Source organism: Xanthomonas sp. WHRI 10207, assembly GCF_040202975.1.
In the GTDB taxonomy this organism is placed as follows: domain Bacteria; phylum Pseudomonadota; class Gammaproteobacteria; order Xanthomonadales; family Xanthomonadaceae; genus Xanthomonas.
Genome location: NZ_JBEGDX010000006.1, coordinates 80,335 through 94,943, shown reverse-complemented (window position 1 = coordinate 94,943; position 14,609 = coordinate 80,335). Strand labels below are relative to the sequence as shown.

General features: G+C 67.0%; 10 protein-coding genes. 5 read left to right on the top strand and 5 right to left on the bottom strand.

Annotated features, from left to right (window positions below; translation table 11 throughout):
- The first annotated feature begins 172 nt into the window (after positions 1 to 172).
- Positions 173 to 1,984 carry a monovalent cation:proton antiporter-2 (CPA2) family protein gene (locus tag ABQU90_RS18165; protein ID WP_323523156.1) on the top strand — a complete coding sequence of 604 codons (1,812 nt, stop codon included), beginning with the start codon at positions 173 to 175 and terminating at the stop codon, positions 1,982 to 1,984.
- A gap of 209 nt (positions 1,985 to 2,193) precedes the next feature.
- Here ABQU90_RS18165 and zwf read toward each other — a convergent pair whose 3' ends face one another.
- From zwf to ABQU90_RS18140, 5 genes are all read right to left on the bottom strand, one after another.
- Entirely contained in the window at positions 2,194 to 4,017 is a 1,824-nt protein-coding gene (gene zwf, locus ABQU90_RS18160) for a glucose-6-phosphate dehydrogenase (protein ID WP_323523155.1), read from the bottom strand.
- Positions 4,014 to 5,813 carry a glycoside hydrolase family 15 protein gene (locus ABQU90_RS18155; RefSeq protein WP_323523154.1) on the bottom strand — a complete coding sequence of 600 codons (1,800 nt, stop codon included), beginning with the start codon at positions 5,811 to 5,813 and terminating at the stop codon, positions 4,014 to 4,016. Before ABQU90_RS18155 ends, zwf begins: the two co-directional genes overlap by 4 nt.
- Before the next feature lie 63 nt (positions 5,814 to 5,876).
- Positions 5,877 to 6,206, bottom strand: coding sequence for a low molecular weight protein tyrosine phosphatase family protein (locus ABQU90_RS18150; protein ID WP_323523153.1), 330 nt, complete (start codon positions 6,204 to 6,206; stop codon positions 5,877 to 5,879).
- Positions 6,207 to 6,232: 26 nt separating this feature from the next.
- Positions 6,233 to 9,553: an ankyrin repeat domain-containing protein gene (locus tag ABQU90_RS18145; protein WP_323523152.1), complete on the bottom strand. Its 3,321-nt coding sequence runs from the start codon at positions 9,551 to 9,553 to the stop codon at positions 6,233 to 6,235.
- Positions 9,546 to 9,806, bottom strand: a complete 261-nt coding sequence (locus ABQU90_RS18140) for a YcgL domain-containing protein (RefSeq protein ID WP_323523171.1) — start codon at positions 9,804 to 9,806, stop codon at positions 9,546 to 9,548. Before ABQU90_RS18140 ends, ABQU90_RS18145 begins: the two co-directional genes overlap by 8 nt.
- Before the next feature lie 217 nt (positions 9,807 to 10,023).
- Here ABQU90_RS18140 and ABQU90_RS18135 point away from each other — a divergent pair, with 217 nt between their 5' ends.
- Genes ABQU90_RS18135 through ABQU90_RS18120 form a run of 4 tightly spaced genes read left to right on the top strand, consistent with a single transcriptional unit; the run spans position 10,024 to position 14,430 of the window.
- Entirely contained in the window at positions 10,024 to 11,220 is a 1,197-nt protein-coding gene (locus tag ABQU90_RS18135; RefSeq protein WP_323523151.1) for a beta-ketoacyl-[acyl-carrier-protein] synthase family protein, read from the top strand.
- Positions 11,220 to 11,993, top strand: a complete 774-nt coding sequence (locus ABQU90_RS18130; protein ID WP_323523150.1) for a beta-ketoacyl synthase chain length factor — start codon at positions 11,220 to 11,222, stop codon at positions 11,991 to 11,993. Before ABQU90_RS18135 ends, ABQU90_RS18130 begins: the two co-directional genes overlap by 1 nt.
- Complete coding sequence (locus ABQU90_RS18125; RefSeq protein ID WP_323518144.1) at positions 11,990 to 12,811, top strand: glycosyltransferase family 2 protein; 822 nt, start codon at positions 11,990 to 11,992, stop codon at positions 12,809 to 12,811. The genes ABQU90_RS18130 and ABQU90_RS18125 overlap by 4 nt, the downstream gene beginning before the upstream one ends.
- The gene (locus ABQU90_RS18120) at positions 12,808 to 14,430 is read left to right on the top strand and encodes an NAD(P)/FAD-dependent oxidoreductase (protein ID WP_323523149.1); all 1,623 of its coding nucleotides are present in this window, start codon (positions 12,808 to 12,810) and stop codon (positions 14,428 to 14,430) included. Before ABQU90_RS18125 ends, ABQU90_RS18120 begins: the two co-directional genes overlap by 4 nt.
- The last annotated feature ends 179 nt before the right edge of the window (positions 14,431 to 14,609 follow it).

Genomic DNA, 14,609 nt, shown 5'->3' with positions numbered 1-14,609 from the left:
TGCGGTCGCCGCATGGCCGCGCGTACCAACGTGGCCGGTTGCGTGGCGCTGTCGCATCTCACAGCACCGCACCGTGTGGCATGCGATGCGCATCGGCGGCGACTCCGGCACGTTGGTGCAAGCTGGCCGACTGCTGCGGGCGGCATAATGCGCACCTCAACGGAGAATGTGCATGCATAGCGGTGGCCTGGAACTGGCTCTGGTCCTGATGCTGGCCGCCATCGTGGCGGTACCGGTGTTCAAGCGCTTTGGCCTTGGCGCGGTGCTGGCCTATCTGGTCGCCGGCGTGGTGCTTGGCCCGGATGGTGTGGGCGTAGTGCAGGATGCCGAGCGCATCAGCGGCGCGGCCGAAATCGGCGTGGTGATGCTGCTGTTCGTGATCGGCCTGGAGCTGTCGCCAGCCCGCCTGAAGGTAATGCGCCATTCGGTGTTCGGGGCTGGCGCCACCCAGGTGGTGGTGACGGCCATGATCCTGGGCGGCCTGCTGATGCTGGGCAATCTGGGCTGGAAAACATCGCTCATCGTCGGCGTGGCGCTGGCGTTGTCGTCCACTGCGGTGGGCCTGCAGCTGCTGGCCGAACGCAAGGCGCTGGGCAGCGATTACGGGCGACTGGCCTTCGCCATCCTGCTGTTTCAGGATCTGATCGCGATCCCGTTGCTGGCCGCCATTCCGTTGCTCGGTGGCAGCAAGAACGCCACTCTCGCCTGGCCCGATGTGGCCAAGGCGATGGCCGCATTGGCGCTGGTGATCTTGTGCGGGCGCTTTGTGTTGCGCTATCTGTTCAATGTGGTGGCGCGCACCCGCATGCCGGAGGTGTTCACCGCCAGCGCGTTGCTGGTGGTGCTGGGTACCGCCTGGATCATGCAGGAAGCCGGCCTGAGCGCCAGCCTGGGGGCCTTCATCGCCGGCGTGCTGCTGGCCGATTCGGAATTCCGCCACGAACTCGAATCGCAGATCGAACCGTTTGAAGGCTTGCTGCTGGGCTTGTTCTTCATTTCGGTGGGCATGGGCATCGACCTCAATCGCGTGGTCGCCGAACCGGGGTTGATCGCCGCCGGCGTGGCGATCCTGCTGGTGGTGAAGTTCTCGCTGCTGGTCGGTATCGGTAGCGTCGCCAAGCTGCCGCTACGTAGCAGCCTGATGCTGGGCAGCGTGTTGTGGCTGGGCGGCGAATTCGCGTTTGTGGTGTTCAACGAGGCCGATCGCGTCGGCCTGCTGGATCCGGCCAATCACGACCGCCTGGTGGCCATCGTCGGTGTCTCGATGGCGCTGACGCCGCTGTTGCTGCTCGGGATGCAGCGCCTGCTCAACGGACCGTTGCGGGTGCAGGTGCCCAAGTCCGAGCGCCCCTTCGACACCATCGATGCGCAGTCGCCGCAGGTGCTGATCGCCGGCGTGGGCCGTTTTGGCCAGGTGGTGGCCCGCCTGCTTACCTCGCGCCATGTGCCGTTTGTGGCGCTGGAGCACAACCCCGACACGGTGGAGGATATCCGTCGCTTCGGCGGCGAACTGTATTACGGCGACCCGACCCGGCCGGACCTGCTACGCGCCGCCGGCGCCGACCGCATCAAGGTGTTCGTGATCGCGGTGGACGACCCGGAAACCAACATCAAGACGGTGCGGCTGATCCGCCGCCTCTACCCGCAGGCCACCGTGCTGGCGCGCGCGCGCAACCGACAACACGCCTGGAAACTGATGGACCTGGGCGCCGAACCGTTCCGCGAGGTATTCGCCTCCAGCCTGGAACTGGGCGGACGCGTGCTGACCTCGCTCGGCGTGGGCGATGCGCTCGCGCGCGAACACATCGAGCGCTTCCGCAAGCACGACGAAGACCTGATGCGTGCGCAACACCTGGTTTACGACGACGAAGCCAAAGTGCTGCAGACCTCGCGCGATGCGCGCGAAGACCTGATGCGCCTGTTCGAAGCCGACGTCAAGGCGGATGTGGATGCTGAGCCGGCACCGACGACGCACGATCGCTGAGCTTGTGTAGGATCGTTGAGCTTGTGTAGGAGCGTGCCTGCGCGCGACGAGGCGTTACCGGCAATCCCGTAGCGCGCCTCGCGCGAGATCGTGTGGAGGTACTCCGCACACAACTGCGGCAATTCTTATGTTGCATGTTTCTTATGTTGTACGTTGACGACGCATACAGCCGCTGCATGACTGCAGCGGCTGTATGTCGATCGCGTTGCTCAGCCGCGCGGTTTGCGCGCTGCGGTTTTACCAGCCGACTTCTTCGCTGCAACCTGACTGACTGCTGCCTTGCTGACGGTTTTCGCGGCCTTCGGCACCTGCTTGCTCACGCGCTTGGCTGGCGTCTTCTTTGAAGGCTTGGCAGACGCTGCTTCGCTCGCCCGCACAGGTTTTGTTGAAGATGCAGATGCGCGTTTGGCTGGCACCTTGCTCGTCCTTTTCGCAGCCTTCTTGGCGGCTTTCTTCACCGGCGTTGCAGCACCCGCACGCACTTCCAGCGGGCGGCGCGGCGGCGGTTTGCGGCCTGGGGTGAGTGCGCGCCAGGCGTGTCCGCCGTTCATGGCCAGCAACGCGTCGGCGGCCGAGGGGCCGGCGCTGCCGGCGGCGTAGTTGGGGAAGTCGCTGGCCGGTTGTTTCCAGGCATCCAGGATCGGCTGCACGATGCGCCATGCACCTTCCACCATCGCCGCATCCTGGAACAAGCCGGCTTCGCCGTTCATGCAGTCCTGCAGCAGGCGCTCGTAACCCACGGTGTATTCCTTGGGGAACCAGTCGCGGTAGCGGAAGTCCATGCGCACCGGCGCCAGTGCAACCTGCGCGCCCGGGCGCTTGACGTCGAACTGCAGCGAAATGCCTTCATCAGGTTGAATATGCAGCACCAGCCAGTCGGGGCCGTAGCCGCCGACTTCGGTGCTGCGAAACGGTGCCAGCGGCGCGGGTTTGAAGCGGATGGCGATCTCGGTAGTGCGCTCGCGCAGACGCTTGCCGGTGCGCAAATAAAACGGCACGCCAGCCCAGCGCCAGGTATCGACCTGCAGCTTCATCGCCACATAGGTTTCGGTTTCCGAGTCGTCCGGCACGGTGTCTTCTTCGCGATAGCCGGGCACGGCGCTGCGATTGACCGCACCGGACGCGTATTGACCACGCACCACGTCTTCCGGCTTGATCGGGCGCACGGCTTCGATCACTTCGGCGCGGCGGCGATGCATCGCCTCGGTGGTGAATGCGGCCGGCGGTTCCATCGCAATCATCGCCAGCAACTGGAATAGGTGATTGGGCACCATGTCGCGCAAGCAGCCGGTGGGATCGTAGAAGCGCCCGCGCCCTTCCACACCGATGGTTTCGGCGGCGGTGATCTGCACGTGATCGATGCGGTCGCGGTTCCACACCGGCTCGAACAAACCATTGGCAAAACGGAACGCAAGAATGTTCTGCACGGTTTCCTTGCCCAGGAAATGATCGATGCGGAACACCTGATCCTCATGCAGCACCTTGGCCACGGTGGCATTGAGATGCTTGGCGCTGGGCAGATCGTGGCCGAACGGTTTTTCCACGATGACGCGGCGCCAGCCCTGATTTTCGCGTTGTTTGACCAGGCCGGCTTCGCCGAGATTCAACAGCACCGGCTCGAAAAAGCGCGCGGCGGTGGCGAGATAGAACAGCACATTGCCTTGCGTGCCATAGCGCTTGTGCAGTTTCTCCAGCACGCCGTCCAGCGCCTGATACGCGCCAAGGTCGGTAAAGTCGCCGCGCAGGTAATGCATGCGCTCGCGCAGCCAGTCCCAGGTGTCGGTGTCGAATTCGTCGGTCTGGAATTCGGCGTCGCGGCTGCTCAGCAGCTGCGTCATCGACTGCCCCATGTTGCTGCGCCACGCGCGTTCGCTGATGTCGCCATGGTCCATGCCGACGATGGCGAATTCCTCGCCCAATGCACCGGCGCGGCGCAGGTTGTACAGCGCCGGCATGACCAACCGCTTGGTCAGGTCGCCGCGGGCACCGAAGACCACGATGATGCACGGCGGGGTTGTGGCTTGTTCGTTCATGGATGTGTTTCCTTTTCGCCCATGCGTCCGTGCAGGCGCAATGCCGCATTGACCAGGGCCACGTGGGAATACCCTTGCGGGAAGTTGCCAAGCATGCGTTTGCCGCGCGGGTCGTATTCTTCTGCGAGCAGGCCCACGTCGTTGCACAGACCGAGCAAACGCTCGAGCAATGCGCGCGCCTCATCGGTGCGACCGATCAACGCAAAGTTTTCCACCAGCCAGAAACTACAGGCCAGGAAGGTGCCCTCGCCCGCCGGCAGGCCATCGGCGCTGTCGTCGGCGCGATAGCGTTCGACCAGGCCATCGATGGTGAGCTCGCGCGCGATCGCATCGGCGGTGGCGGCGATGCGCGGATCGTCCGGCGGCAGAAAGCCGACGATGGGAATCAGCAACAGCGATGCGTCCAGACGATCGGAGCCGTAGCTCTGGACGAAGTGGCCATCTGGATGCACGCCTTTTTCCAGTACTTCGGCGCGGATCTCTTCGGCAAGCCGGCCCCAGTGCGCGCGCTTGTCGGCATCGGCATTGGTAATGCCATCGCGGCTGCCGCAATCGAATGCCAGCCACGCCATCACTTTGGAATGCACGAAATGCCGGCGCTCGTCGCGGATTTCCCAGATGCCTTCGTCCGGTTGGCGCCACAGGGTTTCCAGCGTGTCGAGAATCTTTTCCAGCAACGACGCCGACGACCCATCGTCATCGGCAGGCGGCCCCACGCCTTTTTCGCGTGCGTAATGAAAGGCGCCGATCAGCTCGCCGTACACATCGAGCTGAAATTGATCCACCGCACCGTTACCGATGCGCACCGGAACGGAATTTTCGTAGCCGGGCAGCCAGTGCGCTTCCCATTCCTGCAATCGGCGCTCGCCGCCGATGCCGTATAGCGCCTGCAACTGATCCGGCGACCCGGCAATGGTGCGCTGGACCCAGTCGCGAAACGCCGCAGCTTCATCGCGATAGCCGGCTTGCAGCAACGCGATCAGCGTAAACACCGAATCGCGCAACCAGCAGTAGCGGTAATCCCAGTTGCGCGTGCCGCCCAGATGCTCCGGCAACGAGGCGGTGGGCGCAGCCACAATACCGCCGGTGGGCAGATAGCTGAGCCCTTTCAACACCACCAGCGAGCGACGCACCTGCTTGGTCCACGGGCCGACATCGGTGCAGCGACGTGCCCAGCCATGCCAGAACGCGGTCGTGCGTTGCAGCGCCTGCTCCGGATCGATCGCAGGCGGCGTGGGCTGATGCGAGGCGCCGTGACTGAGCAGAAACCAGGTGCTTTCGCCTTCGCGCAACGTGAAGTCGGCTTCGGTGCCCAGGTCTTCGCCGTGCAGTTCCTGCGGCGAGCGCAACGCGAGCTGGTCGGGGCCGGCGATCGCGCGAATGCCGCCGTCGATGCCGGTCACCCACGGCACCGTGCGGCCGTAGTTGAAACGGAACGTCAGGCGCATGTGCATGGGCATCTCGCCCTGCACGCAGCGCACGATGCGCACCAGATGCTGGTGGCTGTCGTCTTTGTCGCTGGCGACCATGAAGTCGACCAGTTCCACGGTGCCGGTGTCGGTGCGCATGCGCGTGCACAACACCAGACTGTCGTCTTCGTAAGCGCGTTCGCTGCGGAATGCGGCGGCGGGCGACAACGCCCATTGCCCGTGTTGCTCGTCGCCCAGCAGCGATGCGAAAACCGCATCGGAATCGAAGCGTGGCAGACACAGCCAGTCGATGGTGCCGCGATGGTCGACCAGGGCCGCGCTGTGGCAATTGCCCAGCATGGCGTGGTCCTCGATACGCACGCTCATCGTGTGGGCGTTTCCTTCCAGCGAAAGAATCCGCAGTCTTACATGCGCGGTGTCGGGATCGGGTTACGAATACGCGGGCAAACGCAGCAACGGTGGCACCGTGTGTTCCAGCCGACGGATCAGTGCCGGATCCATATAGGTGTAGTCGTCGGGAATCTGCAACGACACCACGCGGCAATGGCGCAGATGCGCGGCGAAGCGTTTGCGCAGCAACTGCAGGTGGCGGCGCTCCATCACCAGCACCAGGTCGGACTCCTGCAGCAATTCGGGCGTGACCTGCACCTCGGCGTCCTCTGCCAGCCCGGCCGATTGGGTCTGCACGCCCGGCCAGTCGGCGAACACGCGCTCGGCGGTGGGGCTGCGCAGCCGGTTGCGGCTGCATACGAACAGCACCCGCAGCGGTGTGCCGCCGCGCTGGCTCAGCGGCCTTCGCGCAGGAAGCGCGCCATCGAAGAGACGCCCGGCAACGCGGGTTCGAACTGGCCGGCCACATCGATGAAGCCGCGCATGATGGCGATCTCGCGCGGGGTGCGGTTGAGCGCATCGCGACGGTCGGCATCGGCACCGGCGCGCAGCAGGCGCTGCACCAGCAGCGGCAAGCCATGCAGGGCGGCCAGATGCAGCGGGCCGAAGCCGCGTTGGTCTGCCACATCCAGCGAGACGTCTTCGTCGAGCAGACGTTCGACGCCGGCCAGCACCACCTTTTCGTCGCAGGCGGTGCCCGGTTCGGCGCGCGCACCCAACAACAACAGCAGCGGGCTGACCCGTCCACCGGCGAGCGCGTCAGGGTCGGCGCCGGCCAGCAACAAGGTGTCCAGCAGCGCCAGCAGGCGGGTGGTGTCGCGCGCGGTGAAACCGTACAGCGCCGCGCAATGCAGCGGCGCCAACCCCTGATCGTCGGTGGCGTGCACGTTGGCTGCGGCCGTGAGCAGACGCGCCACGATGTCCGGCAGGCCGAGTGCGCATGCCAGCATCAGCACGGTCACGCCACCGGGCAGGCGATGTTCGATCTGCGCGCCGGCCTGCAGCAGGGCGGCGACGATATCGGTCTGGCGCATGCTCACCGCCGCCGACAACGGCGTGGCGCCGCTATTGGCTGCGCGCTGCGGGTCGGCACCGCGGCCGAGCAGGTGCGCGACCACGCCCAGGTGGCCGCCACCGGCCGCACGCAGCAGCGCGGTGCAGCCTTGGGCATCGACGGCATCCACCGGCAGGCCGAGGTCGATCAGGCGTCGCACCGCATCGGTATCGCCAGTCATCGCGGCCGCGGGCACGTCCGCTTCGCGCAGCGTGCGGCGTGGCAGCGACCAGATCCGCCAGTCCAGCCAGTCGGCCAGATCGCGCCGGCCGATCGACAGCGCCACACCCAGCGGGGTCTGCCCGTCGGCAGCGCGTGCTTCCGGCGAGGCGCCCTGCTTGACCAGCAATTTCAGCGAGGCATCGCGGCCCAGCGCGGTGGCCAGATGCAGCGCAGTCATGCCGTGGCTGTCGCGCGCTTCGCGATCCACGCCGTGTTCCAGCAACCACTGCTGCAGGCGCAGCCAGCCCAGCCGCACGGCCAGCGACAATGGCGGATCGCCAGCCGCCGACGGGGCGAATGGGTCGGCGCCGCGCTCGAGCAATTCCACTGCGAACTGTTCCAGCCCGCGCGATGCCGCATCGTGCTGCACGCAGGCGCTGAGCAGCCGGGTCAGGCCACCTGCACCGGCCGGCGACACGCCGTGACGCAGCAGCACCTGCAGCGCCGGCACCGCCTCCACACCACGCGAGAGCAGCGCAAACATCGGCACGTCGCCGCAGGCATCGCGCACTTCGGCATCGGCGCCGTGACGCAGCAGCCAGTCCACCGCATCGGCGTTGAGCGCCAGATGCGCGTCGTGCAGCAGGCCACCGAGTTCGTCCGGGGCGCACAGTCGCGCCAGCGCGTCCAGGCCATCGCGTTGGCCGAACTGCAGGCCCTCGCGCAGCAACACCAGCGGCGGGCGATCGGGCAGCACCGCCACGCCGGGGGTGTCGCCATGCGCATCGCTGACGGCAGCCGGCAAGGGATAGTTGGGGTCGAGCAATTGCACGATCGCCCAACGCCCGGCTTCGGCGGCCACGTCCACGGCGCGACGGCCATGCACATCGACGCTGTCGGCCGGCACCTGCAGATCGAGCAGGCGGCGGATCAGCGCAGGCGACACGCTGTCGGCAGCGCAGGCCAGCATCACCGCGTTGCGGCCGTCGCCGTCGATGGCCAGCACATCGGCCTTGCGGGCGACCAGGCGTTCGAGCACCGCGCTGCGCGCCTGACGCGCGGCATCCAGCCACGGCGTGCGGCCGAGCAGATCGCGCGCTTCCAGATTGGCGCCGGCCGACAACAGCGCTTCGACGATGTCGCCGTGGCCAGCTAGCGCGGCTTCGTGCAAGGCACTGCGGCGCTGGCGATCGCGCGCATCCACGCGCGCCTTGTGCTTGAGCAGCAACTGCACGCCGGCCGGGTCGTCTTCTTCGGTGCCGGCGGCGGCCAGCAACACCGGCGCGCCGCCGTCCGGTTCGGAATGGGCGCCGCGTTCCAGCAAAAATTTCGCCAGCCGCCAATTGCCGACCTGGCACGCCATCGCCAGCGGCGAGTGACCTTCGTTGTTGAGCGCGTCCAGGTCGGCGGCTGCATCGCGCAGCAACGCGGCCACGCCGGGGTCGGAACTGCGCACCGCATGATGCAGCGGCGTATTGCCGTCGTTGTCGGTGGAGCGCGGGTCGGCACCGTTGGCCAGCAGCGTCATCACCGCATCGGGGCGGCCATGCCAGCTGTCGCGGGTGGCGGCCAGCAACGGCGTCATGCCGCGATGCGGCTGGTTGACGTCCACGCGGCGCACGATCAGTTCGCGCAGCAGACGCAGATCCGGCAGGACCGCCGCCAGCGCCGGCAGGCTGCGTTGGTCGCGCCACTCTGGCAGCGGCATCGCCTGCGGGTCGGCGCCGGCCTCCAGCAATTGCAGCGCGCGATCCACCCGTCCGCTACGTGCGGCTTCGAACAGTTCGGGCACCAGTTGATGCTGGGCGACCGGCTCCAGCGGGCGCGGTTCGGCGGCCGCCTCGGAGAAGAAGTCGGCAGCCTGCCGGGCCACCGGCGCATCGCTGCGCGCCGGTGCGGCGGTACGTTGCAACAGCAGATGGGCGGCGGGCAGCAGCGCGCTGGCGGCAATCGCCAGGCCCCAGCGCAGACCGCCGGACAACCAACCCGGCCAGGCCAGCGCCACCACCAGGGTGCACACCGTCAACACCAATGCGGCGGCCAGCAGACCGCGCCAGGCATGCAGTTCCTGCGTGGCCAGCGCGTGCCAGCGTGGCGCCAGCGCGCCACCGTCGCGTTCCACTTCGCCCCACAACGGCCAGGTGCGCCACAGTCCCAGCAAGGCGGCGCTGACGGCCACACTCAAGGCCAAGGCGGCGGCCAGACTGCCGCTATCGCGCAGCGCGGTCAGCGGCCAGCTGATCAATGCCGCCAAGGCGAGCAGGCCTACGCCCCAGATCGCCAGCAACGGCGGCAGCGCCTGTGCGATGGCACGCGGCTGCGTCGCCAGCGCGCGGGTGCCACGCGCCCACGACACCGCTAATGCAAAGGCCGGCTGCGCCAGCCACAGGCTCACTGCGGCAACGGCGCCACCAAGGCCACCGAGCAGGGACAACACCACGCCGGCTGCACCCGCCAGCGCTGCGGCGCGCAATCGCGCGGCACGCTGCGGCTCAGTCATAGTCGCACTCGCCCGCCAGCACTACCGTCTTGGGCAGCTGCAGGTAGAAGCCGTGCTTGGCGAGCGCTTCGCGCACGGTCACCACGTCGGCCTGCGCCAGGCGGCGCTCAGGCGTCAACACCACCTCCAGCACGAATGCGAATGGCGCCAACGGCGCGTGCACGGCAGCGGGAAGACCGGAGAAATCGTCACGCTTGGCGAGGTAGACGAAGGTGTCCTGCTTGCGTTGGCTTTTATAGACGTAGGCGTGCATGCGCGCGTGATCGCGCTCGTAGAGCGGTGGGTCGCAGGATTGTGTCCCAATTGCGGCGATGGCGAAAGCGCGGCCGCTGCGAAAAATCCCAGCCACGTCAGCGACATGACCGGCGCGTTCAGTTGCGCCATCGACGGGGCTGGCGTACGCCACCGATATACTGCGAGCACTTTTTGCCAGCCAGACCATCGTGAGCCAAGCGCAGCATTCGTCCCAGATGGCCCCGGTCGCCGTCACCGCCTACACCTCCACCACCGCGCTCGGCGCCGGGCTCGCGGCCCAGGCCGCCGCGCTGCAGTCGCGCCGCAGCGGTCTGCGTTACAACGATTTCGGACCGCAACCGCTGCCATGCTGGATCGGCCGCGTCGACGGCGTGGAAGAGGTGGTCCTGCCCGCTGCGCTGCAAGGCTGGGACTGCCGCAACAACCGGCTGGCCTGGCTGGCCCTGCAGCAGGACGGCATGGCCGACGCCGTGCAGGCCGCCGCGCAGCGCTATGGCGCCGAGCGCGTGGCGGTGATCATCGGCACCTCCACCTCCAGCATCGGCGCCAGCGAAGAGGCCTATACACGGTTGGTGGAAGACGCCGATGGCGCGCGGTTTCCGGACGATCTGGACCGCCCCATCGTGCACACCCCGCATTCGTTGGGCGACTTCGTCCAGCACGCCACCGGCCTGCGCGGCCCCAGCGTGACCGTGGCCACCGCCTGTTCGTCGAGTGCCAAGGTGTTTGCCCAGGCGGCGCGGCTGATCGAGGCCGGGGTGATCGACGCGGCCCTGGTGGGCGGCGTGGACACCTTATGCGGCAGCGTGCTGTTCGGCTTCAACTCGCTACAGGTGGTCGCCCCCGAACCATGCCAGCCGTTCGACGCGCGCCGGGTCGGCCTGAGCCTGGGCGAAGCCGGTGGCTTTGCGCTGGTCGAACGCACCGCCGCCGCTCCGGATGCGACGTTGTGGCTGTACGGCTATGGCGAATCCAGCGATGCGCACCACATGTCCGCCCCGCATCCGCAGGGCCTGGGCGCGCAGTTGGCGATGCGTGGCGCGCTCGAACGCGCCGGCCTGGACGCGGCAGCGGTGGGCTATCTGAACCTGCATGGCACCGCCACGCCGGCCAACGACAGCGTGGAAGCGGCAGCGGTGGCGGCGATCTTCCCCGACACCTTGCACGCCAGCTCGACCAAGGCCTGGACCGGCCACACCCTGGGCGCGGCCGGCATCGTCGAATCGGTGATCGCCCTGCTGGCGCTACGCGACGGCGTGCTGCCGGGCACGCTCAACAGCGCGGTGCCCGACCCCGCCTGCGGCCCGCAGATCCGCTTCGACAACGCCCATTCCCGGATCGATTACGCAATGAACAACTCCTTCGGTTTTGGCGGCAACAACTGTTCGCTGCTGTTCGGGCGGGCACGCTGATGCTGACTGCCACCATCGAAGGGATCGGCTTCTGGACCCAAGGCTTGCCCAACTGGGAGGCCGCGCATGCCTTCATGCAGGGCGGCCCGCTGCAGGAGACGCCCGCACGTCCGGCGCCGCAGCTGCTGGCCGCCAACGAGCGCCGCCGCGCGCCGGATACGGTGGCGGTGTCGCTGGAAGCCGCACTGGCGGCCTGCACCGCCGCCGGCCGCGACCCTGCCAGCTTGCCGTCGGTGTTCACCTCCACGCACGGCGATCTGGCCATCACCGATTACATGTGCACCACGCTGGCCAGCGACCCGCTGGCGATCTCGCCGACCAAGTTCCACAACTCGGTGCACAACGCCGCGGCCGGCTACTGGACCATCGGTGCCGGCGCGATGACGCCGGCTACGGCGATCAGCGCCCACGACGCCAGTTTCGCGCAAGGCCTGCTGGAAGCATTGGTGCAGCTCACCGCCGGCGTCGATGCAGTGCTGCTGGCCGGCTACGACGCGCGCTCGGTGGGGCCGCTTGGCCGCATCTCGCCCAGCCAGGGCCTGCTTGGTGGCGCGCTGGTGCTGGGCAGCGCTGGCCAGGCCGGCAAGCCGCAGCTGCAAGCGTGGCTGGACGATGGCGCGCCGTCTCCCGCTGACGGCGCATTGGCGCGCCATGTCGCCGCCAATGCGATGGCGCCGATGCTGCCGCTGTTCGCGCTGCTGGCCGGTCACGGCGACAGCGCCGCCCTGTATGCCGGCCCTGGCCGGGTGCTGCGTGTGGAGCTGCAGCCATGAGCCGGGTGCCGCTGACCCGCGAGGACACCGCGATTCTGGTGCCGGCCTTGAACGAGGCATTGCGTATCCGCGAAGTGGTCACCGATGCGTTGACCTACTGCTCGCATGTGATCGTGATCGACGACGGTTCCGACGATGGCACCGCCGATTGCATCGCCGACCTGCCGGTGCGCCTGATCCGCCATCCGCAGCGCATGGGCAAGGGCGCCGCGTTGCGCAGCGGCTTTGCGCAGGCGCAGCAAATGGGTATGCGCGCGGTGATGACCATGGACGGCGATGGCCAGCACAAGGCCGCCGATTTTCCGCGTCTGCTGGCCGCAGCCAACCGCCACCCCGGCTGCGTGATCGTCGGCGCGCGCATGCGCAAGCGCGCCACCCAGCCCACCATCCGCCGGATCGGCAACGACTTCGGCGACTGGGGCATCGCCTGGGCCTGCGGTTTTCAACTGGTGGACAGCCAGAGCGGCCAACGGCTGTATCCGGCCTCGGTGTTCACCCTGCCCAACGTGTCCGGCGAAGGCTTTGTGTTCGAGGCGCAGCTGCTGATTTCCGCCGCACGCCAGGCCGGCGCACGGGTGGTCGCGGTGCCGATCGAAACCCGCTACGCGGGCAGCGCGCCGGGCACCTTCCGCAAGAGCCATTTCCGGCTGGTGCGCGACCTGTGGAACATCACCTCGCACGTGGTCGTGCAGGCCTGGACCTACGGGCACATCTGGCGCGAGTACCGCAACGTGCGCGCCAACCCGGTGATCATTGACGATGCCGACGGCGAATTTGCTACTGTGCCCGCGGCTACCAAGAGCAACCCGTCCCCATGAATGCACAGCGTCGCGATGTCGTCATCACCGGTGGTGGTCTGGCCGGCCTGAGCCTGGCCCTGCAATTGAAGCAACGCGATCCGGAGCTTGCGATCACCGTGCTGGAGCGCCGTGCGCACCCGGTGCGCGAGGCCGCGTTCAAGGTGGGCGAATCCACGGTGGAGATCGGCGCGCATTATTTTGCCGACGTGCTGGGGTTGCGCGAGCATCTGGAGACCGAGCAGATCCGCAAGTTCGGTTTCCGCTTCTTCTTCTCCGACAAACGCGAAGACATCGACCGCTGCACCGAACTGGGCGTCAGCCAGATCCTGCCGACACCGTCGTGGCAGATCGACCGCGGCCGCTTCGAAAATTTCCTCGGTGAGCGCGCCCGCGCGCAGGGCATCGCGTTCCTGGACAACTGCAGCGTCAAGGGCGTGGATCTGGCAGAGGACGAGACCGACCACGCGGTGCGCTACGAACATGCCGGCGAGCAGGGCACGCTGAGCGCACGCTGGGTGGTCGATGCCAGTGGCCGCGCTGGCCTGCTCAAGCGCAAGCTGGGCCTGGCACAGGACAACGCGCACAACGCCAATGCGGTGTGGTGGCGCGTGGAAGGCCTGATCGACCCGAACGGCTGGTCGCAGGACAGCAGCTGGCTGCAGCGCTGCACGCCGCCGGACCGCTGGCGTTCCACCAATCACATGTGCGGGCCGGGTTACTGGTTTTGGCTGATCCCGCTGTCGTCCGGCGCGCATTCGTTGGGCATCGTGTGCGATGCGCAGATGCACCCGCTGGAGACCATGAACACGCACGAAAAAGCCATGGACTGGCTGCGTCTGCATCAACCGCAGGTCGCCGCCTCATTGGACAAGGCCGACTACCGCTTGCAGGACTTTCTGTTCCTGCGCAATTTTTCGTATGGCTGCAAACAGGTGTTCTCGTCGCAGCGCTGGGCGCTCACCGGCGAGGCGGGGGTGTTCCTGGATCCGTTCTATTCGCCGGGCAGCGACTTCATCGCCATCTCCAACACCTATATCTGCGAACTGATCGGCCGCGATCGCGCCGGCAGGTCGCTCAGCCCGTATACCGAGCTGTATGAGCAACTGTATTTCTCGTTCTACGAAAACACCCTGACCCTGTATCAGGATCAGTACGCGCTGTTCGGCGACGAGCAGGTCATGCCGGTCAAGGTGATCTGGGATTACACCTACTACTGGTCGTTGCTGGCGCCGCTGTTCTGTTCCGGACGCATCGCCGACCTGAGCCTGTTGTCGCGCATGAAAGCCGACTTCTTTTATGCGCGCGACATGAACCTGGCCATGCAGCGCGTGCTGCACGACTGGGGCGTGCACAACACTGCTCAAGGCATCGCTACCAGCGATGGCCGTCTGCTGGACCAGTATCTGATCGGCTGGTTCAACGAGCTCAATGGCGCCTTGCACGACACCCTGGACGACGACGCGTTTGCCGCACGCATCCACACCAACGTGGCGCAGATGGCGGTGCTGGCACGCGAGATCCTGCAGCAGGCGCGCCACCGTCACCCCGACCTGCCCGATCACGGGCTGGACGCACTGACCGCCAACGCCAGCGGCGACCCGATCCTGACGGCGACGTGGTACGCGGACGCGGCGTGAGGCCGATCAAACGCGCCGGCAACGGCGCGTTTTTTCTTGAAGCGCACGTCATGCTTATGCGATCCGACATGAAGATCGATGAGATCGGCTGTAAAGCCGATGACACTCGGACGCCATCGGTTGTAACGCAAGGTGCTATCGATCAGCGCCGTCGTCGCAGCTAGCCACGCGCGCAACGC

What these genes read in the sequence shown, in the direction of transcription:
- ABQU90_RS18165 (WP_323523156.1), top strand. Translation starts at nt 173, where the DNA reads ATGCATAGCGGTGGCCTGGAACTGGCTCTGGTCCTGATGCTGGCCGCC.
- zwf (WP_323523155.1), bottom strand. Translation starts at nt 4,017, where the DNA reads ATGAACGAACAAGCCACAACCCCGCCGTGCATCATCGTGGTCTTCGGT.
- ABQU90_RS18155 (WP_323523154.1), bottom strand. Translation starts at nt 5,813, where the DNA reads ATGAGCGTGCGTATCGAGGACCACGCCATGCTGGGCAATTGCCACAGC.
- ABQU90_RS18145 (WP_323523152.1), bottom strand. Translation starts at nt 9,553, where the DNA reads ATGACTGAGCCGCAGCGTGCCGCGCGATTGCGCGCCGCAGCGCTGGCG.
- ABQU90_RS18140 (WP_323523171.1), bottom strand. Translation starts at nt 9,806, where the DNA reads ATGCACGCCTACGTCTATAAAAGCCAACGCAAGCAGGACACCTTCGTC.
- ABQU90_RS18135 (WP_323523151.1), top strand. Translation starts at nt 10,024, where the DNA reads ATGGCCCCGGTCGCCGTCACCGCCTACACCTCCACCACCGCGCTCGGC.
- ABQU90_RS18130 (WP_323523150.1), top strand. Translation starts at nt 11,220, where the DNA reads ATGCTGACTGCCACCATCGAAGGGATCGGCTTCTGGACCCAAGGCTTG.
- ABQU90_RS18125 (WP_323518144.1), top strand. Translation starts at nt 11,990, where the DNA reads ATGAGCCGGGTGCCGCTGACCCGCGAGGACACCGCGATTCTGGTGCCG.
- ABQU90_RS18120 (WP_323523149.1), top strand. Translation starts at nt 12,808, where the DNA reads ATGAATGCACAGCGTCGCGATGTCGTCATCACCGGTGGTGGTCTGGCC.